This window comes from Streptococcus sp. 20925_1_24 (assembly GCF_041432335.1).
Taxonomy (GTDB): Bacteria; Bacillota; Bacilli; order Lactobacillales; family Streptococcaceae; genus Streptococcus; species Streptococcus mitis_BM.
On sequence record NZ_JAPVZM010000009.1, the window covers coordinates 1 to 20,902 of the forward strand.

Consider the following 20,902-nt stretch of genomic DNA (forward strand, 5'->3'; position numbering starts at 1 on the left):
AAATGAACTTGAGTTACCAAGTTCATTTTTTATGTTTTCTTAAGGGGCAAAACTGATGCAGACTGCTTCTGGGACATGGAAGTCGTTGGAAAGTTCTGCTAGACGTCCAGTTTCAGAATTGCGTTTAAAGACGGTTACATTGTCAGAGTCCTGATGGACAGCAATGACAAATTCTTGGTCTGGTGTCAAATCAAAATCACGTGGAGTCTGACCATGTGTCGGAACGATTTCTAACAACTCTAAGCTACCGTCCGCAAGAATTGTATATACTGCGATAGAATCATGACCACGGTTAGAAGCGTAGAGGTATTTACCATCTTTAGAGAGACGAATAGCAGCAGTACCATTAAAGCCTTCATAACCGTCTGGTAGAGTTGAAATGACTTGCATGCGTTCAAATTCGCCAACACCATCGTAGATTAGAACCTCGATAGTGCTATTGAGTTCACAAATGAGATAAGCGATTTTATAGTGGTTATGGAAAACGATATGGCGTGAGCCTGATCCTGGCTGGCTGTGATAGGTATAGAGTTTAGATAATTTCCCTTCTCGATCAAGGTCATAAGTGATGACTTGGTCAGTACCCAAATCACAGGTCACTAGATAGTGGTCAGGTGTTAAATCTGTAAAGTGAACGTGGGGAGAAGCTTGATTTTCATGTGGACCTTGGCCACTGTGTTGATCCACATCACTAAGTAGAAGACTACCGTCTTTCTGACGTTTATAAACAAGGACCTGTCCTTTATGGTAGTTGGCTGCATAGACCAAATCACGTTTTTCATCAACGGCAACATAACAGTGGGGAGCTCCTTCTTCAACGACATGATTTAATAAAGTCCCGTCAGTTTGATAGGCTGCAATTCCCCCCTTGTCATCTTGACTACCAACAGTGTATAAATGTTGGTGCTGGTCAAAAGCAAGGTAGGTTGGACTTGGCTCAGTAGCAAAAAGTTCTAGGTTTGAAAGCAGACCAGTTTCTGTATCAAAGTCCGCCTTGTAAATCCCTTGGGAAGTACGACGCGTATAAGTTCCAAAATAAACAGTTTCTTTCATAACTTTACCTCTATATAAAGATAAGACTATTATATCACAAAAATGCTAGTATGAAAAAATCAAGCTTGGCAAGAGATTTTCCACATTCTTTTCATGATAATATTAAGAATGTTTTCATTGATTTACTTAATAAAAGTGCTATAATAATCTTATACAAATTGCAAAGGAGTTTGTTTATGAAAAAACGTGTTTTCTTAGCAGCAGGAGTTGCTGTACTCTCGGCAGCTGTCCTAGCAGCGTGTTCATCTGGTAATGGTAATAAGGATGCTACTAAGCCAGTGACTTATGCCTATGTATTTTCATCAGATCCTTCGACTCTGGATTATACAGTTTCTGGAAATGTCAGCACTAAACAGGTCACAGGTAACGTTATTGACGGTTTGCTTGAAAATGACCAATATGGGAATCTTGTTCCATCAGTTGCAGAAGATTGGACTGTTTCCAAAGATGGTTTGACCTATACCTATAAAATCCGTCAGGGTATCAAATGGTATACCAATGAGGGGGAAGAGTATGGTGAAGTCAAGGCTCAAGACTTTGTGACTGGTCTGAAACACGCAGCAGATAAGAAATCACAGGCTCTTTATCTTGTACAGGATTCTATCAAAGGATTGGATGACTATGTAAATGGGAAAACAACAGATTTTTCTAGTGTTGGGGTAAAAGCAACTGACGATTATACTGTAGTCTATACTTTGAATCATCCAGAATCTTTCTGGAATTCAAAAACAACAATGGGAGTCCTTGCACCAGTTAATGAAGACTTTTTAGCTTCTAAAGGAGATGACTTTGGTAAACCAACTGATGTAACGAGCATTCTATACAATGGGCCTTATCTCCTCAAAGGTCTTACATCTAAGTCTTCTATCGAAATGACCAAAAATCAAAACTACTGGGATAAACAAAATGTCTTTATTGATGATATCAAGTTATCCTTCTTTGATGGTCAAGATGCAGACTCCCTAGGACGCGGTTTTGATGAGGGACATTATCCAGCTGCGCCTCTCTTTAAAAACTCTGCCAACTATGAACGTCTAAAAGAAAAATACAAGGATAATATTGTGTATGGTCAACAGCGTGGAGGAGTTTTTTATATCTCAACCAATATCGACCGTGTAAATTACAATCACACTGCTAAAACAAGTGATGCAGAAAAAACTTCTACTAAGAAAGCCTTGTTAAACAAAGATTTCCGTCAAGCCTTGGCTTTTGCGGTAGATCGTAAAGCAGGGATCTCTCAAGTATTTGGTGATGAAGTAGGACCTCGTAAGTTACGGACAAGTTTCACTCCTCCAACATTTGTACAAGTAGGAGATCAAACATTTGGTCAAGTTACTAAGACAGAATTGGATAAATTGGATAATGTCTGGAAAGATGTCAGCCTTGATGATGCCCAAGATTCACTTCATAATGTAGACAAGGCTAAGGCTAAGTTTGAATCTGCTAAGAAAACTCTTCAAGCTGATGGAGTACAGTTCCCAATTCATTTAGATTTGCCAATTTCTTCATCAAATCCAGATTTTATTCGTCAGGTTCAGTCTTATAAACAATCCATCGAGGAAGCCTTAGGCTCTGAAAATGTGGTTGTTGACATTCAACAGGTTTCTGATGATGAATTGGGAAGTATGACTGTTCTAGCTACTTCCAATGCAAATACTGACTGGGATATTAATGCAGTCAGTGGTTGGAATCCAGACTTTGCTGATCCATCGACTTATCTAGATGTATTTGATCCAACTTCAGGTCCAAGCCTCCTAGGTGCTCTTGGTGTGGCACCAGGAACAGACAATCCAGTTATTAAAACAGTTGGATTGGATAAATACAAAGAACTGATTGATGATGCAAATAGTGAGAAAACAGACCTTCAAAAACGTTATTCCAAATATGCTAAGGCCCAAGCTTGGTTGTCAGATAGTGCACTTGTTATTCCAGTATACTCTGATGGTGCTCAAATGCTAGTGACGAAAATGGTTCCTGGCAGTGGTGCCGGTGGCTGGGTAGGTGATAAGACTAGTGAAAATAGCTACAAGTATCTGAAAATCCAAGATAAGATTGTCACTACTAAAGAAATGGATGAGTTCCGTAAGAAGTTTGCTGATGAAAAAGCCAAATCCAATGCTGATTATCAGAAGAACTTAGACCGTCATATTCAAGACTAATCGAATCTCCTCTTTTGAGGAGATTTTTTATGTAGTGGTCTTCATGTAAGCACTTTAAAAAAGAGTTATTTTGTTTCAAAAATGGTATAATGGGAGAACAATAGAAAGGAAGTATTTATGGATCAAAAAGAGAAACATTTTAGCCTATCTTGGTTTTTTAAGTGGTTTTTAGATAACAAAGCCATTACGGTATTTTTGGTAACCTTGTTACTTGGCTTAAATCTTTTTATTTTAAGCAAGATTAGTTTTCTATTTTCACCTGTTTTAGACTTTTTGACAGTCGTGATGTTGCCAGTCATTCTATCTGGTTTGCTATATTATTTATTAAATCCTATTGTTGATTGGATGGAAAAACGCAAAATCAATCGTGTTATCGCAATCAGTATTGTCTTTGTCATCATCGCTCTCTTTATCATTTGGGGCTTGGCAGTAGCTATTCCAAATCTGCAACGTCAAGTTTTAACATTTGCAAGAAACGTACCAATATACCTCGAAGATGCTGACAGAGTTATTGACGATTTGGTAACCAAGCGTTTATCAGATGATTTCAGACCACAGTTAGAGCAAGTTTTGACAAACTTCTCAAGTCAGGCTACAGTTTGGGCAAGTAAGGTTTCATCTCAGGCTGTTAACTGGGTTAGCGCTTTTATTAGTGGGGCATCTCAAGTGATTGTTGCCTTGATTATCGTTCCTTTCATGCTCTTTTATCTCTTGCGTGATGGGAAAGGCTTGCGTCACTATTTGACCCAATTCATGCCAACGAAATTGAAAGAACCTGTTGGACAAGTTTTATCAGATGTGAATCAACAGTTGTCTAACTATGTTCGAGGGCAAGTGACAGTGGCTATTATTGTAGCAGTAATGTTTATCGTCTTCTTTAAGATCATTGGTCTACGCTATGCGGTTACGCTGGGTGTTACTGCTGGTATCTTAAATCTGGTTCCTTATCTTGGTAGTTTCCTAGCCATGCTTCCTGCCCTAGTATTGGGTTTGATTGCTGGTCCAGTCATGCTTTTGAAAGTAGTGATTGTCTTTATCGTAGAACAAACTATTGAAGGCCGTTTTGTCTCTCCATTGATTTTGGGAAGTCAATTAAACATCCATCCCATTAATGTTCTCTTTGTCTTGTTAACTTCGGGCTCTATGTTTGGTATCTGGGGAGTCTTGCTCGGTATTCCGGTTTATGCCTCTGCAAAGGTTGTGATTTCAGCGATTTTTGAATGGTATAAGGTAGTTAGTGGTTTATATGAACTAGAAGGAGAGGAAGTCAAGAGTGAACAATAGTCAACAGATGTTACAGGCTTTGGAGGAGCAAGATTTAACCAAGGCTGAGCATTATTTCGCTAAAGCTTTAGAAAATGATCCAAGTGACCTTCTTTATGATTTAGCCAACTATCTAGAAGGAATTGGTTTTTATCCTCAGGCAAAGGAAATTTACCTGAAAATCGTAGAGGACTTTCCAGAGGTTCATCTTAATCTAGCAGCTATTGCTAGCGAGGATGGTCAAATCGAAGAAGCCTTTGCCTATCTAGAGGAAATCCAAGCTGACAGTGACTGGTATATTTCGGCTTTGGCTCTGAAAGCAGACCTTTACCAGATGGAAGGTTTGACAGATGTGGCGCGTGAGAAGTTGCTGGAGGCTTTGACCTACTCAGAGGATCCTCTCTTGATATTGGGCTTGGCAGAGTTGGATAGTGAGTTGGAAAATTACCAAGAGGCTATTCAAGGCTATGCTCAGTTAGATAATCGTACTATTTATGAGCAAACAGGTATTTCTACCTATCAACGGATTGGCTTTGCCTATGCTCAGTTAGGGAGATTTGAAACGGCCACAGAGTTTTTAGAAAAAGCCCTGGAGTTAGAATACGATGATTTAACAGCTTTTGAGTTAGCCAGTCTTTACTTTGATCAAGAAGAATACCAAAAAGCTGTCCTCTACTTTAAGCAACTTGATACCATTTCACCTGATTTTGAAGGCTATGAGTATGGTTACAGTCAGGCCTTACATAAGGAACATCAAGTTCAAGAAGCTCTGCGTATTGCTAAGCAGGGCTTGGAGAAAAATCCCTTTGAAACTCGTCTCTTGCTAGCTGCTTCACAATTCTCTTATGAACTGCATGATGCTAGTGGTGCAGAAAATTATCTCCTTACTGCTAAAGAAGATGCTGAGGATACGGAAGAAATCTTACTCCGTCTAGCAACTATTTATCTGGAGCAGGAACGTTATGAAGACATTCTAGACTTGCAAAGTGAGGAGCCAGAAAATCTCTTGACCAAGTGGATGATTGCTCGTTCCTATCAAGAAATGGACGATTTGGATACTGCCTATGAGCTTTACCAAGAGTTGGCAGTAGATTTAAAGGACAATCCAGAGTTTCTGGAACACTATATCTATCTCTTGCGTGAATTGGGCTACTTTGAGGAAGCAAAAGTCAATGCACAAGCTTACTTAAAACTGGTTCCAGATGATGTGCAAATGCAAGAATTGTTTGAGACATTGTAAGAATCCATTAGTTACAGAAAACTGCAAGTTATTACTAGAGGGTAACTGCGGTTTTTTGTTTTAAAAAGGACAATTTTCAACTAATATATTCTCTTGAAAAAGTTTCAACTAGGACTATAATATAAAATTATGAGTGATAGAGGAGGAAAATAATGCTTGATACGATAGCTCTACCGATTGAAGTCCGATATATTATTCTCATTTTATTATCTTGTTTTTCTGGTTTTATCATTGGCTATGAAAGAAAGTCTAAGCACAAGCAGGCTGGGAGAAAGACTCATATCTTAGTTGCCTTAACTGCAACTTTAATGATGATTTTATCAAAAGAAGCTTTCTTGGATACGCCTAATGATGATACTTCTAGGGTTGCGGCCCAAATTGTCAGTGGAATTAGTTTCATTGGCGGTGGTATTATTTTCATGAGGGATAAAAAAATCAGTGGTATCACCACAGCAGTTGGTATTTGGGTAACTGCAGGTATTGGGATGGCGATTGGAGCAGGTTTTGCTTTTCTAGGCTTATTTTGCAGTTTAATTGTTGTCTCTGTTCAGAAAAGTAGCTCCAAATTTTTGAAAAGCGATACTCATTATCATATCAGAATGACTGGATTTGTAACCAATAAACCTTCAATAGATACCTTGAATATTCTCATTGAACAGAAGGGATTTTACAATCTAAATATTGACATGGATAGGAATGAAAGTGGTTATAATCTTACGATTAGAGCAGATCACGATAAATCCATTTCTTACAAAAATATGGCTGAGCTTTTATGGAAATGTGACGAGAATTTTTATATAAATCAGGTTAAGATTGTTTCATTAGAAGGATAGAGTTTTGTTTTCATAGCAAAACTCTGATTGGTGAATGGGGAAAGATACTTCTTATTCCCTATACTATGTATCAGGAGGAATTGACATAAAAGCATCAGATTAGCGTAGATAACATAATGAACTGGGGATATCTTGAAAACAAAGATTAGTTTATAAGATTTGGAACCGTTTTCTATCACAATCTTTCGGGAAAGTAGTTGCTAAAAGATGTAAAAATTGATAGAATAAGGATTGTCTAAAAAATTTTAAGGAGAATCTATCAAATGGATTTCACATGGGCAATTAAATATGCCACTGAATTTTTGGGAACTGCTATTTTGATCATTCTTGGAAATGGTGCAGTTGCCAACGTTGAACTTAAAGGTACGAAAGGTCACCAAAGTGGCTGGATCGTTATCGCTGTTGGTTATGGTATGGGGGTTATGATCCCAGCCTTGATGTTTGGTAACGTATCTGGTAACCACATCAACCCAGCCTTCACTCTTGGACTTGCAATCAGCGGTCTTTTCCCTTGGGCTCAAGTTGCGCCTTATATCATCGCACAAGTTTTGGGTGCTATCTTTGGTCAAGCCTTGGTTGTGGCAACACACCGCCCATACTACTTGAAAACTGAAAATCCAAACAACATTTTGGGTACTTTCTCAACAATTTCAAGTTTGGATAATGGTACAAAAGAATCACATTTTGCAGCAACTGTTAATGGTTTTGTAAATGAGTTTGTTGGATCATTTGTTCTTTTCTTTGCAGCCCTTGGAATGACTAAAAACTTCTTTGGTTCTGAAGTGCTTCAATACATGAAACAAATGGCTAGTCAAGCAGGTCAAAATGTTGACTTTTCTGATTTAGCAATCAAAGCCCAAGTAGCACCACATACTGCTTCAGGACTTTCAGTAGCTCACTTGGCACTTGGATTCCTTGTTATGGCCTTGGTAACATCACTTGGTGGACCTACAGGACCTGCCTTGAACCCAGCCCGTGACTTGGGACCACGTCTCCTTCATGCTTTCCTTCCAAAATCAGTTCTTGGTGAGCACAAAGGCGATTCAAAATGGTGGTACTCTTGGGTACCAGTAGTAGCACCGATCGCAGCAGCAATTGCGGCAGTAGCTATTTTCAAATTCCTTTACTTATAAGAAATTGAGTTCTCTATCTATTGTAATGGATTGAAGAAAAATTAAAAACGCATAATATTTAGGTGTTCAAGACCTGATATTATGCGTTTTGTTGTAGGAATAATTACTTCATTTTCTCCTGAAATTGAGTTTTTCCCCAGCCTTTTTGTAGTTTATATGGTCGTCCTTAATCAGCTTTCGCGATAAGCTTTAATACTGTGACTATACCATTCTTGCATTTCTTTTGATGGTGGTGTCATATAATCGCCATACATCTGGGTTAAAAATTGGTCATATTTTTTAGGAACTGGTAACATACGGCCTTCAAACTCAGTTAAGATGAGTTCTTTAAAGGTATCAACTGGGAAGACTTCTTTCATACCTTCCTTACCAATCCCAATTCCTCCTTCATATTGAGGAGTGTTGGTTGTAGCATTTTTGACTAGTTGATCAATTTTCTTGTAAAAGTAACGGGGATTGACCAATCGGAGGGCGTACCAGCTACATAATCTTAGAAAATCTTTTAATTTGCTATCACCGTGAACTGCGCGTGATTTTTTGATATAAGCTAGTTGACGAAGGGCTACATACTTATAACTCTTGTCGACAATGCTCAAGTCTGTAAAGCGATCAATTGGGAAGACATCGATAAAGAGACTGGTGTCATGACGCTTGTACTTAACATGGTCTTCGATAACAGTAGAAGTGTCCAAAATCGATGCGAAATTATGGAAGTACCAAGAAGATGTATCGTAGGAAAGAACCTTGTAGCGAGGGTGATTTTCTTCCTCAATAATCTTCAATAAGCGCTCATAATCTTCACGATAAAGGGAAATATCAATATCATCGTCCCAGGGAATCATACCTTTGTGGCGGATAGCTCCAAGCATGGTTCCATAACTTAGAAAATAAGGAATATCATGTTTCTTACAAGTCTCATCAATATAGTCTAGCAGGGCTAGTTGAATTTCTTTAATTTCTTCTTTTTCTAAATATTGCATCCTAATCCTCCAATTTATAAGCGTGAAATTCATGACTGTAGAAGCGTTTTTCTTCTGGTGGTAGGGTCATATAATCTCCATAAAATTGTGTCAAAATAGTATCAAATTTTTCTGGCGCAGGAAGGGTCAAATTCTCAAAGGGTAAATCGATTGTTTTATCGAAGGTACCACTTGGGAAGACTTCCTTTTCCTTAAATTTAGAAGGGATAAAAGCCATATACTGCCCATTTTCACGACTATATTTTTGAATTTCTTTCTCGATTTTATGTGCGAAATAACGAGGAGAAACAGGTCGAAGGAGTAACCAGAAGGCTGTTCGTATCCAATCTTTTAAGAGGCTATCTTTATAGACAATATTTTTATGTTTACTGAAAGACAGAAGTTTGAAGCTTTCCAGCTTATAACAAATATCAATGACCTTAGGGTCATCAAAGCGATCCATAGGGAAAATATCGATAAAAACACCTGACTCATAGGTTTTTGTATTCCGAGTATCAATAATTTTAGTTGTACTGTCGGTCATTTTGATAAAGTTGTTAAAGTAGTTCTTATCAGTTTCTAAGGAAAGGAGCTTATATTTGCTTTTTTCCTTTTGAAAAATGTTTATAAATCGTTGGTAGTCTTCTCGAGGCATGGACAGATCAATATCGTCGTCCCAAGGAATAAAGCCCTGATGTCGAACCGCCCCAATCAGAGTACCGTAGTTAATAATATAGTTGATATTGTGCTTTTTACAGAGAGTATCAATATAATCCAAAATTTCTAATTCAATTTGTTTGGCATCTTCAATGGTTAGTTGTTTCATTCTATACTCCTAAGATTTTTTGAATTTATTTTTTAAGGCTAGGACATGGTTTAAAAATTCATAGAAAATGCTATCTTTGGTGAAGACAAGTAGACCAATATAAGAGATGGCTGATAGCAAGACAATTAAACCAGTATTAATCAAAAATGGCAAATTAATGACCATATCCACGGGATACAAGAAATTAATCAGGAAATAAATTCCTACAAAGGAAAGTGAAAAGAGCGAGTATCGAACAGTATAGCTAAAGATATGTCCTAAGTGGATGAGTTGTTTTCTATGGATGAAAATGATATAGAAAACAAGTAGAGAGGCCTCTGATAGCATAGTTGTCAGTAAGTAGTATTCAGGAGCCACGATGTGGTTGAAAAAGAGGAGACTATTTAAGCCCAAATTGAGTAATCCTGCAAAGACTGTATAGACTGTGATTCGTTTTTCATAGCCATTTGTAAAGAGAATTTGGGAACCAAGAATGGTATCCAGTGCCAGGATAATCGTGCGAAAAGCGAAGAGAGAGGTTAAGATACCGCCTCCGATATATTTTTCACTACCATAAAGTAGGATAGCATTTGGTCCTAAAACCATGAGTCCGAAACTCAGTGGAATGATAAAGAAGTTAAAGATTCGACTTCCTCTGTTAACCAGAGAAACATAGGCTTCTTTGTCTCCTTTCCCCAGATAGTAACTGAGACGAGGCACACTCACTCCGATAGCTCCTGTTACAACTCCAGCTATAACGGTCACAATTCGCTGAGCCATGGTATAGTAACTAACGTTGACATCAATCCCTGTTTTAACGAGGAAGAGACGATCCAAAAAAGTGAAGAGCATATTGGCATTAGCAAAGACCAACATGGCTGTTAGAGGGAGAAAAAGCGGTTTAAAATCACTTATGTGAATTTTAACAAGCTTAATGTCTCTTTTAATCCAAAAATAACTAATCAGATAGTTAATCAGTGTCGATAAACTCATCACAAGTGTATAGACAACAATATCGTGTTCATTTTTGACAAACAGGAAAATAGATACCAGCATCAGGATACGGATGAAGGCAGTCTTGTAAAAAAGAAAACTGTAATTTTCCAGAGCTTCATTGACCCACTCGATTGAAAAAATCTGGGCAATGAGTTGAATCCCCATAACAAGGTAGACCTTTTTGATGATTGGATTATCTGTAAAGAAGAGAGGATAGGCAAGGATATAGACAGCGGTGGTCAAAATCGTACAAGCTATGCACAAATAAAAAAGACTGGAGAAGGTTCTATTCAGATCTTTTTTGTTATCCTTGACATTACTAATGGCCCGTAAACCGTAGTTATAGACCCCATAAGTTGCAAAGGGTAAGAAAAATGACAAAATTGTGTCGACTGAGTTGAAGTAACCATAGTCAGTTCGGTCCAAGACACGCGCGACGTAGGTACCAGTTAAGATGGGAAAAATAATATTCAAGACACGAATTCCCATGTAGGATAGAGCATTTAATTTTATACTTTTCATTCAATTTACCTCGTTTTTCATTATATCATAAAGTCAGCTAATAAGAAATGAAGGGCAGTAATACTCTTCGAAAATCAAATTCAAACCACGTCAGCGTCGCCTTACCGTACTCAAGTACAGCTTACGGCTAGCTTCCTAGTTTGCTTTTTGATTTTCATTGAGTATAAGTCAAGTAATAACTTTGAAGTTTCAAAGTTTTATTTTAAGCTTTCTTTAAGAAAACTATATTATTCTGAAGAACTCTAAAATTTCACAGCCATTTATTGGTAATGACTACAGAATTCCTAGTCATTACTAGAAATGGACTAGTTTCTTTGAATAATAGAACTCCTTAAACCTTCTATTCTAGAACGGGAGGGTCGGTATTTCTTTCATGATAGGACTAGATTGTGGTATAATAGAGAGAATAAGTTTTTTTAGTAAGACAAAGGAGAAAATAGATGATTTATGCAGGAATTCTTGCTGGTGGAACTGGCACACGCATGGGAATCAGTAACTTGCCAAAACAATTTTTAGAGCTAGGTGATCGACCTATTTTGATTCATACTATTGAAAAATTTGTCTTGGAACCAAGTATTGAAAAAATTGTAGTTGGGGTTCATGGAGACTGGGTTTCTCATGCAGAAGATCTTGTAGATAAATATCTTCCTCTTCATAAGGAACGTATCATCATTACAAAAGGTGGTGCTGACCGCAATACAAGTATTGAGAAAATCATTGAAGCCATTGATGCTTATCGTCCGCTTACTTCAGAGGATATCGTTGTTACCCATGATTCTGTTCGTCCATTTATTACACTTCGCATGATTCAGGACAATATCCAACTTGCCCAAAATCATGACGCAGTGGATACAGTGGTAGAAGCGGTTGATACTATCGTTGAAAGTACCAATGGTCAATTTATTACAGATATTCCAAATCGTGCTCACCTTTATCAAGGACAAACACCTCAAACATTCCGTTGCAAGGACTTCATGGACCTTTACGGTTCTCTCTCTGCTGAAGAGAAGGAAATCTTGACAGATGCATGTAAAATATTTGTCATTAAAGGAAAAGATGTGGCCTTGGCCAAGGGTGAATATTCAAATCTTAAAATCACAACCGTAACAGATTTGAAGATTGCAAAAAGTATGATTGAGAAAGACTAGTAAAATGATTAATCAAATTTATCAACTAACTAAGCCTAAGTTTATCAATGTCAAATATCAGGAAGAGGCTATTGACCAAGAGAATCATATCCTCATCCGCCCTAACTATATGGCGGTCTGTCATGCGGATCAGCGTTACTACCAAGGAAAACGTGATCCCAAGATTTTGAATAAAAAGCTTCCAATGGCGATGATTCACGAGTCATGTGGAACCGTTATTTCTGACCCGACGGGAACCTTTGAGGTTGGTCAAAAAGTTGTCATGATTCCAAATCAGCCTCCTATGCAGAGTGATGAAGAATTCTATGAGAACTACATGACAGGGACCCATTTCTTGTCTAGTGGTTTTGATGGCTTTATGAGAGAGTTTGTTTCTCTCCCTAAAGACCGTGTGGTGGCTTATGATGCCATTGAAGACACGGTTGCAGCGATTACAGAGTTTGTCAGTGTCGGCATGCACGCTATGAATCGTCTATTGACCCTCGCTCATAGCAAGCGGGACCGAATCGCCGTTATTGGAGATGGAAGTTTAGCATTTGTGGTTGCCAATATTATCAACTATACTTTGCCAGAAGCAGAGATTGTGGTTATTGGTCGTCATTGGGAAAAATTGGAACTTTTCTCATTTGCCAAAGAATGCCATATTACTGATAATATTCCTGAAGATTTGACCTTTGACCATGCTTTTGAGTGTTGTGGTGGTGATGGTACTGGACCAGCCATTAATGACTTGATTCGCTATATTCGTCCTCAGGGAACGATTCTCATGATGGGTGTTAGCGAGTATAAAGTCAATCTCAATACACGCGATGCCTTAGAAAAAGGCTTGCTCTTGGTTGGTTCCTCTCGTTCTGGTCGCATTGATTTTGAAAATGCAATCCAAATGATGGAAGTCAAGAAATTCGCCAATCGTCTTAAAAATATCCTTTATCTAGAAGAACCTGTAAGAGAAATTAAAGATATTCACCGTGTCTTTGCAACCGATTTAAACACAGCCTTTAAAACCGTGTTTAAGTGGGAAGTATAAGTGCTGGAGGTTAATTGTGGAGAAAATCATTAAAGAAAAAATTTCTTCCCTACTTAGTCAAGAAGAGGAAGTCCTCAGTGTTGAACAACTGGGGGGAATGACCAATCAAAACTATTTGGTCAAAACAACAAATAAGCAATACATCGTTAAGTTCTTTGGTAAAGGGACAGAAAAGCTGATCAATCGTCAAGATGAAAAGTACAATCTTGAACTACTTAAAGATTTAGACCTAGATGTAAAAAATTATCTTTTTGATATTGATGCTGGTATCAAAGTAAATGAGTATATTGAATCTGCGATTACGCTTGATTCAACGTCAATCAAGACCAAATTTGATAAAATTGCTCCAATATTACAAACTATTCATGCTTCTGGCAAGGAATTAAGAGGAGAATTTGCTCCTTTTGAAGAAATCAAAAAATACGAATCTTTGATTGAGGAAAAAATCCCTTATGCCAACTATGAAGCAGTTCGAGAAGCAGTCTTCTCCTTAGAGAAAAGACTGACTGACTTAGGTGTTGACAGAAAATCTTGTCATATCGATTTGGTGCCTGAAAATTTTATTGAGTCACCTCAAGGACGACTGTATCTGATTGATTGGGAATATTCATCAATGAATGATCCAATGTGGGATCTGGCTGCCCTCTTTTTAGAATCTGAATTCACTTCTCAAGAGGAGGAAGTCTTCTTGTCTCACTATGAGAGTGACCAAACACCTGTCTCTCGTGAAAAGATTGCAATCTATAAAATTTTGCAAGATGCTATTTGGAGTCTATGGACAGTCTACAAAGAAGAGCAAGGTGCAGATTTTGGTGACTATGGTGTGAGTCGTTACCAAAGTGCTGTTAAAGGTTTGTCATATTATGGAGGTTCAGATGAAAAATAAAAATGGAGTTTCTTTTGGTCTACTCTCAGGTATTTTCTGGGGTTTAGGTCTAACGATTAGTGCTTATATCTTTTCGATTTTTACAGATTTGTCGCCCTTTGTGGTGGCCGCTGCTCACGATTTCTTGAGTATCTTTATCTTACTAGCTTTTCTCTTGGTAAAAGAAGGAAAAGTTCGTCTCTCAATTTTCTTAAATATTCGCAATGTTAGTGTTATCATCGGAGCCTTGCTAGCAGGCCCTATCGGTATGCAGGCCAATCTTTATGCGGTTAAGTATATCGGAAGTTCCTTAGCTTCATCTGTATCGGCTATTTACCCTGCGATTTCAGTTTTATTGGCTTTCTTCTTTTTGAAGCACAAGATTTCGAAAAATACTGTGTTTGGGATTGTCTTGATTATTGGAGGGATAATTGCTCAGACCTATAAGGTTGAACAGGTCAATTCCTTCTACATTGGGATTCTCTGTGCTTTGATTTGTGCTATTGCATGGGGAAGTGAGAGTGTTCTTAGCTCCTTTGCCATGGAAAGTGAATTGAGTGAAATCGAGGCTCTCTTGATCCGTCAAGTAACTTCATTCTTGTCCTATCTTGTGATTGTGCTCTTCTCTCATCAGTCATTTGCAGAAGTGGCCAATGGACAATTGCTAGGTCTTATGATTGTCTTTGCGGCCTTTGATATGATTTCCTACTTGGCTTATTATATCGCTATCAATCGCTTGCAACCAGCCAAGGCTACAGGCTTGAATGTGAGCTATGTAGTATGGACAGTCTTGTTTGCAGTTGTTTTCTTGGGTGCACCGCTAGATATGCTGACCATTATTACGTCACTTGTCGTCATTGCTGGAGTTTATATTATTATTAAAGAATAAAGGAGATTCGTGTGAAAGCCATTATCTTAGCAGCGGGCTTGGGAACTCGCTTGCGTCCTATGACTGAAAATACCCCTAAAGCCTTGGTTCAGGTTAATCAAAAACCTTTGATTGAATACCAAATTGAGTTTCTCAAAGAAAAGGGAATCCATGATATCATCATCATTGTCGGTTATCTTAAAGAACAATTCGATTACTTGAAAGAGAAATACGGTGTTCGCCTCGTTTTCAATGATAAATACGCTGACTACAATAACTTTTACTCTCTCTATCTTGTAAAAGAAGAATTGGCAAACAGCTATGTTATTGATGCCGATAATTATCTCTTTAAAAATATGTTCCGCAATGATTTGACACGTTCGACTTATTTTAGTGTTTATCGTGAAGATTGTACCAACGAATGGTTCTTGGTCTATGGAGACGACTACAAGGTTCAAGATATTACTGTTGATAGCAAGGCTGGTCGTATCCTTAGTGGTGTATCATTCTGGGATGCTCCAACTGCAGAAAAGATTGTCAGCTTTATCGACAAGGCTTATGCAAGTGGTGAATTTGTTGATCTTTATTGGGATAATATGGTTAAGGATAATATCAAAGAGCTAGATGTCTATGTTGAAGAATTAGAAGGCAATAGCATCTATGAAATCGATAGTGTCCAAGATTATCATAAATTAGAAGAAATTCTTAAAAACGAAAATTAAAGATTCCAACATCTGGCTAAAATAGTCGGATGTTTTTTGATTTTTTTACGAATAAATAGATGAGTAGAAAAAGAAATGGAGTTATTTATGAAAATCACAAACTATGAAATCTATAAGTTGAAAAAATCAGGTTTGACCAATCAACAGATTTTGAATGTCCTAGAATACGGTGAAAATGTCGATCAGGAACTTTTATTGGGTGAGATTGCAGAAATTTCAGGTTGCCGAAATCCAGCCGTTTTTATGGAACGTTATTTTCAGATAGACGATTCGCATTTGGAGAAAGAATTTCAAAAATTTCCATCTTTCTCTATTTTAGATGACTGTTACCCTTGGGATTTGAGTGAAATTTATGATGCGCCTGTACTTTTATTTTACAAGGGAAATCTTGACCTTTTGAAATTTCCTAAGGTAGCGGTCGTGGGCAGTCGTGCTTGTAGCAAACAGGGAGCTAAGTCAGTTGAAAAAGTCATTCAAGGCTTGGAAAATGAACTGGTTATCGTCAGTGGATTAGCCAAGGGCATTGACACAGCAGCTCATATGGCAGCTCTTCAGAATGGCGGAAAAACCATTGCAGTGATTGGAACAGGACTGGATGTGTTTTATCCTAAAGCCAATAAACGTTTGCAAGACTACATCGGCAATGATCATCTGGTTCTCAGTGAATATGGACCTGGCGAACAACCTCTGAAATTTCATTTTCCTGCCCGTAATCGCATCATTGCTGGACTTTGCCGTGGTGTGATTGTAGCAGAGGCTAAGATGCGTTCAGGTAGTCTCATTACCTGTGAGAGAGCAATGGAAGAAGGACGCGATGTTTTTGCTATTCCTGGTAGCATTTTAGATGGACTATCAGACGGTTGCCATCATTTGATTCAAGAAGGGGCAAAATTGGTCACCAGCGGGCAGGATGTTCTTGCGGAATTTGAATTTTAATACTCTTCGAAAATCTCTTCAAACCATGTCAGCTTCACCTTGCCGTAGGTATGGTTACTGACTTCGTCAGTCTCATCTGCAACCTCAAAGCAGTGCTTTGAGCAACCTGCGGTTAGTTTCCTAGTTTGCTCTTTGATTTTCATTGACTATAAGAAGAAAGTCCGCTTACTACACAAACTTTTCTTCTATATATTGGAGCTAAGTCTTGACAGTTATGGCAAAATGGTTTACACTTTATAAAGTTTATTACTTTGAAAAGGTGTGATACTGTGGCTACGGCAACAAAAAAGAAAAAATCAACAGTTAAAAAAAATCTAGTAATCGTGGAGTCGCCTGCTAAGGCCAAGACGATTGAAAAATATCTAGGCAGAAACTACAAGGTTTTAGCCAGTGTCGGGCATATCCGTGATTTGAAGAAATCCAGTATGTCCGTCGATATTGAAAATAATTATGAACCGCAATATATCAATATCCGAGGAAAAGGTCCTCTTATCAATGACTTGAAAAAAGAAGCTAAAAAAGCTAATAAAGTTTTTCTGGCGAGTGACCCGGACCGTGAAGGAGAAGCGATTTCTTGGCATTTGGCCCATATTCTCAACTTGGATGAAAATGATGCCAACCGTGTGGTCTTCAATGAAATCACCAAGGATGCGGTCAAAAATGCTTTTAAAGAACCTCGCAAGATTGATATGGACTTGGTCGATGCCCAACAGGCTCGACGTGTTTTGGACCGTTTGGTAGGGTATTCGATTTCGCCTATTTTGTGGAAGAAGGTCAAGAAGGGCTTGTCAGCAGGGCGCGTTCAGTCTATTGCGCTTAAGTTAATCATTGACCGTGAGAATGAAATTAATGCCTTCCAACCAGAAGAATATTGGACAATTGATGCTGTCTTTAAAAAGGGAACCAAGCAATTTCAGGCTTCCTTCTATGGAGTAGATGGCAAAAAGCTGAAACTGACTAGCAATGACGAGGTTAAGGAAGTCTTGTCTCGTCTGACTAGTAAAGACTTTTCAGTAGATCAGGTGGATAAGAAAGAGCGCAAACGCAATGCTCCTTTACCCTATACCACTTCATCTATGCAGATGGATGCTGCCAATAAAATCAATTTCCGTACTCGAAAAACCATGATGGTTGCCCAACAGCTTTATGAAGGGATTAATATCGGTTCTGGCGTCCAAGGTTTGATTACCTATATGCGTACCGATTCGACTCGTATCAGTCCTGTAGCGCAAAATGAAGCAGCAAGTTTCATTACGGACCGTTTTGGTAGCAAGTATTCTAAGCATGGTAGCAAGGTCAAAAATGCTTCAGGAGCTCAGGATGCCCACGAGGCTATTCGTCCGTCTAGCGTTTTTAATACACCGGAAAGTATTGCTAAATATCTGGACAAGGATCAGCTCAAGCTTTATACCCTTATCTGGAATCGTTTTGTGGCGAGTCAGATGACAGCTGCTGTCTTTGATACCATGGCTGTTAAATTGTCTCAAAATGGGGTTCAATTTGCTGCCAATGGTAGTCAGGTTAAGTTTGATGGTTATCTTGCCATTTATAATGATTCTGATAAGAATAAGATGTTACCGGACATGGCTGTTGGAGATGTGGTTAAGCAGGTTAATAGCAAACCAGAGCAACATTTCACCCAACCGCCTGCTCGTTATTCTGAAGCGACACTGATCAAGACCTTGGAGGAAAATGGGGTTGGCCGTCCGTCAACCTACGCACCAACCATTGAAACCATTCAGAAACGTTATTATGTTCGCCTTGCAGCCAAACGTTTTGAACCAACAGAGTTGGGAGAAATTGTTAACAAGCTCATCGTTGAATATTTCCCAGATATCGTAAACGTGACCTTTACAGCCGAAATGGAAGGCAAACTGGATGACGTCGAAGTCGGAAAAGAGCAGTGGCAACGTGTCATTGATGCCTTTTACAAACCATTTTCTAAAGAAGTCGCCAAGGCTGAAGAAGAAATGGAGAAAATCCAAATAAAGGATGAACCAGCTGGATTTGATTGTGAAGTGTGTGGCAGTCCAATGGTCATTAAACTTGGTCGTTTTGGTAAGTTCTACGCTTGTAGCAATTTCCCAGATTGCCGTCATACCCAAGCAATCGTGAAAGAGATTGGTGTAGAGTGTCCAAGTTGTCATCAGGGACAAATCATTGAACGCAAAACCAAACGTAATCGCCTCTTCTATGGTTGCAATCGCTATCCAGAATGTGAATTTACCTCTTGGGACAAGCCTGTTGGTCGTGACTGTCCAAAATGTGGCAACTTCCTCATGGAGAAAAAAGTCCGTGGTGGTGGCAAGCAGGTTGTTTGTAGCAAGGGTGACTACGAGGAAGAAAAGATTAAATAAGAAGAGAGTCCTGAAAGTTAATTTCAGGCTCTTTTTGGTTGGAACTTGACAAAATTCATCATTTTATGCGAAACTAGAAGAGGATTATTTTAATTAGGAGTAGTTATGCGTATTATTTATCTTATTATTGGTTTTTTATCACTAGCCTTGGCTATTGTTGGGGTTGTTTTACCTTTGTTGCCGACAACGCCTTTCCTTTTGTTGTCTATTGCTTGTTTCTCCAGAAGTTCCAAGCGCTTCGAAGATTGGTTGTATCATACCAAGCTCTATCAAGCATATGTAGCTGATTTTCGCGAGACTAGATCTATTGCTCGTGAACGTAAGAAAAAAATCATCGTTTCTATCTACATCTTGATGGGAATTTCTATTTATTTTGCCCCTCTTTTACCGGTCAAAATCGGTCTAGGAGCCTTGACCATCTTTATTACCTATTATCTCTTCAAGGTCATTCCAGACAAAGAATAAGTAAAATTTGTAACTATTTCCCTTGATAAAAATGAAAGCATATTCACAATAATATGATATAATAAATTCAAAGTAATACTCAAGGAGAATTAAATGATTTACGAATTTTGTGCTGAAAATGTGACCTTGCTTGAAAAAGCGATGCAGGCTGGAGCTCGTCGAATCGAACTCTGTGATAATCTAGCAGTGGGAGGAACAACACCAAGCTATGGAGTAACCAAGGCAGCGGTTGAATTGGCAGCTAACTACGATACAACCATTATGACCATGATTCGTCCACGTGGTGGCGACTTTGTCTATAATGAACTAGAAATAGCAATCATGCTAGAGGACATTCGTTTGACTGCTCAGGCTGGAAGTAAAGGGGTTGTATTTGGGGCTTTAACTGGTGAGAAGAAGTTGGATAAGCCTAATCTTGAGAAGTTGATAGCTGCATCAAAAGGAATGGAAATTGTCTTTCATATGGCCTTTGATGAATTGAGCGAAGAAGACCAGTTAGAAGCTATTGACTGGCTCAGCCAAGCCGGTGTCACTCGTATCCTAACTCGCGCTGGTGTGTCTGGTGACTCCTTAGAAAAACGTTTTGATCACTATCACAGAATTTTGGAGCACACTAAAGGCAAAATTGAAATTCTACCAGGTGGGGGGATTGACCTTGACAACCGTCAAACCTTTATCGATCAGCTAGGCGTGACACAATTGCACGGAACCAAGGTCGTCTTTTAAAAAATAGAAAGGAACTGCTAACTTTGGGTAGCAGTTTTCACTTATGTTTGAAATTTTTAAATCCTATCAATTGAATCAAGAAAAGGCTCATGATTATGGTTTTGTAGAAAATAGTGGAGTCTGGACCTATAGTTGCCAGATTTTGCAAGGCGACTTTGTCATGACTGTATCCATCACTGCTGATAATGTGAGTTTTCAGGTCTTTGATCAGGAAACGGGCGACCTCTATCCTCAAGTTCATATGGAAAGTATGACAGGAAGTTTTGTTGCAAGTGTCCGTGAGGCTTGTCTGGAGATTCTCTACCAGATTCGGAAGGCTTGTTTTGAGGTACAGGATTTTATCTGTCCTCAGACTAAGCGTATCATGGCTCAGATTCAGGAAAAGTATGATAATCAGTTGGAGTATCTGTGGGAAAAATCACCTGATACGGCAGTGTTAAGACATGAAGGCAATAAAAAATGGTATGCTGTTTTGATGAAAATCTCTTGGGATAAGCTGGAAAAGGGTAGAGAAGGTTTAGTCGAAGCAGTCAACCTCAAACATGATCAAGTAGTGGATCTGCTTTCACAAAAGGGCATTTATCCAGCTTTTCATATGAATAAACGTTACTGGATTAGTGTGGCGCTTGATGATACTTTATCAGATGAAGAAGTACTAGAATTGATAGAAAAAAGTTGGAACTTAACTTCTAAAAAATGAAACATTTCAATAATTTCCAATTAGCTAAATATTCTATACTGAAGAAATTTTCAGAAAATATTTGATTTTTTCTTGACAAGTGCTTTTGCCTATGCTAAAATACTAAACAAGATATCAAACGAAGG

19 protein-coding genes are annotated in these 20,902 nt (G+C 38.4%); 15 read left to right on the forward strand and 4 right to left on the reverse strand.

Features of this window, described 5'->3' with window-relative positions; translation table 11 throughout:
• Positions 1–39: 39 nt before the first annotated feature.
• Entirely contained in the window at positions 40–1,053 is a 1,014-nt protein-coding gene (locus tag O3650_RS05660) for a lactonase family protein (RefSeq protein WP_023944148.1), read from the reverse strand.
• Between the two features lie 176 nt (positions 1,054–1,229).
• On the opposite strand from O3650_RS05660, the gene O3650_RS05665 reads away from it, so the two are divergent.
• The 5 genes from O3650_RS05665 (at position 1,230) to gla (ending at position 7,681) form a co-directional block, all read left to right on the forward strand.
• Positions 1,230–3,212: a peptide ABC transporter substrate-binding protein gene (locus O3650_RS05665; RefSeq protein WP_203176477.1), complete on the forward strand. Its 1,983-nt coding sequence runs from the start codon at positions 1,230–1,232 to the stop codon at positions 3,210–3,212.
• A gap of 117 nt (positions 3,213–3,329) precedes the next feature.
• Entirely contained in the window at positions 3,330–4,496 is a 1,167-nt protein-coding gene (locus O3650_RS05670; RefSeq protein ID WP_203176479.1) for an AI-2E family transporter, read from the forward strand.
• On the forward strand, positions 4,486–5,715 hold the full coding sequence (locus O3650_RS05675) for a tetratricopeptide repeat protein (RefSeq protein WP_203176481.1): 1,230 nt from the start codon (positions 4,486–4,488) through the stop codon (positions 5,713–5,715). The genes O3650_RS05670 and O3650_RS05675 overlap by 11 nt, the downstream gene beginning before the upstream one ends.
• A gap of 152 nt (positions 5,716–5,867) precedes the next feature.
• Positions 5,868–6,548, forward strand: coding sequence for an MgtC/SapB family protein (locus O3650_RS05680; RefSeq protein ID WP_153192433.1), 681 nt, complete (start codon positions 5,868–5,870; stop codon positions 6,546–6,548).
• Positions 6,549–6,811: 263 nt separating this feature from the next.
• Positions 6,812–7,681, forward strand: coding sequence for an aquaglyceroporin Gla (gene gla, locus O3650_RS05685; RefSeq protein WP_049491488.1), 870 nt, complete (start codon positions 6,812–6,814; stop codon positions 7,679–7,681).
• Between the two features lie 170 nt (positions 7,682–7,851).
• On the opposite strand, the gene O3650_RS05690 is transcribed toward gla, so the two are convergent.
• Genes O3650_RS05690 through tacF form a run of 3 tightly spaced genes read right to left on the reverse strand, consistent with a single transcriptional unit; the run spans position 7,852 to position 10,963 of the window.
• On the reverse strand, positions 7,852–8,661 hold the full coding sequence (locus tag O3650_RS05690) for a phosphorylcholine transferase LicD (protein ID WP_153192431.1): 810 nt from the start codon (positions 8,659–8,661) through the stop codon (positions 7,852–7,854).
• 1 nt (position 8,662) lies between these two features.
• The gene (locus tag O3650_RS05695) at positions 8,663–9,466 is read right to left on the reverse strand and encodes a phosphorylcholine transferase LicD (RefSeq protein ID WP_261058006.1); all 804 of its coding nucleotides are present in this window, start codon (positions 9,464–9,466) and stop codon (positions 8,663–8,665) included.
• A 9-nt stretch (positions 9,467–9,475) separates the two neighbouring features.
• Positions 9,476–10,963, reverse strand: coding sequence for an oligosaccharide flippase family protein (gene tacF / locus O3650_RS05700; RefSeq protein WP_203176494.1), 1,488 nt, complete (start codon positions 10,961–10,963; stop codon positions 9,476–9,478).
• 440 nt (positions 10,964–11,403) lie between these two features.
• Here tacF and O3650_RS05705 point away from each other — a divergent pair, with 440 nt between their 5' ends.
• The 10 genes from O3650_RS05705 to O3650_RS05750 all read left to right on the forward strand — a co-directional run bounded on the left by O3650_RS05705 (position 11,404) and on the right by O3650_RS05750 (position 20,777).
• Positions 11,404–12,111: a 2-C-methyl-D-erythritol 4-phosphate cytidylyltransferase gene (locus O3650_RS05705; RefSeq protein WP_023940235.1), complete on the forward strand. Its 708-nt coding sequence runs from the start codon at positions 11,404–11,406 to the stop codon at positions 12,109–12,111.
• Positions 12,112–12,115: 4 nt separating this feature from the next.
• A complete protein-coding gene (locus O3650_RS05710) occupies positions 12,116–13,138 on the forward strand; it encodes a ribitol-5-phosphate dehydrogenase (protein WP_371491788.1) in 1,023 nt (340 codons plus the stop codon).
• A gap of 16 nt (positions 13,139–13,154) precedes the next feature.
• Positions 13,155–14,024 (forward strand): choline kinase LicA, encoded by an 870-nt coding sequence (gene licA / locus O3650_RS05715; protein WP_371491790.1) that lies wholly within the window; start codon positions 13,155–13,157, stop codon positions 14,022–14,024.
• Positions 14,014–14,892 (forward strand): DMT family transporter, encoded by an 879-nt coding sequence (locus O3650_RS05720; RefSeq protein ID WP_203176500.1) that lies wholly within the window; start codon positions 14,014–14,016, stop codon positions 14,890–14,892. Before licA ends, O3650_RS05720 begins: the two co-directional genes overlap by 11 nt.
• A gap of 11 nt (positions 14,893–14,903) precedes the next feature.
• The gene (locus O3650_RS05725) at positions 14,904–15,593 is read left to right on the forward strand and encodes a sugar phosphate nucleotidyltransferase (protein WP_000643959.1); all 690 of its coding nucleotides are present in this window, start codon (positions 14,904–14,906) and stop codon (positions 15,591–15,593) included.
• Positions 15,594–15,680: 87 nt separating this feature from the next.
• Positions 15,681–16,529 (forward strand): DNA-processing protein DprA, encoded by an 849-nt coding sequence (gene dprA, locus O3650_RS05730; protein WP_203176509.1) that lies wholly within the window; start codon positions 15,681–15,683, stop codon positions 16,527–16,529.
• A gap of 269 nt (positions 16,530–16,798) precedes the next feature.
• The gene (gene topA / locus O3650_RS05735) at positions 16,799–18,886 is read left to right on the forward strand and encodes a type I DNA topoisomerase (RefSeq protein WP_000179656.1); all 2,088 of its coding nucleotides are present in this window, start codon (positions 16,799–16,801) and stop codon (positions 18,884–18,886) included.
• Positions 18,887–18,991: 105 nt separating this feature from the next.
• Positions 18,992–19,351, forward strand: a complete 360-nt coding sequence (locus tag O3650_RS05740; protein ID WP_001220353.1) for a YbaN family protein — start codon at positions 18,992–18,994, stop codon at positions 19,349–19,351.
• 93 nt (positions 19,352–19,444) lie between these two features.
• Positions 19,445–20,077, forward strand: coding sequence for a copper homeostasis protein CutC (locus O3650_RS05745; protein ID WP_371491792.1), 633 nt, complete (start codon positions 19,445–19,447; stop codon positions 20,075–20,077).
• Between the two features lie 43 nt (positions 20,078–20,120).
• Entirely contained in the window at positions 20,121–20,777 is a 657-nt protein-coding gene (locus O3650_RS05750; RefSeq protein ID WP_203176512.1) for an MmcQ/YjbR family DNA-binding protein, read from the forward strand.
• Positions 20,778–20,902 lie beyond the last annotated feature (125 nt).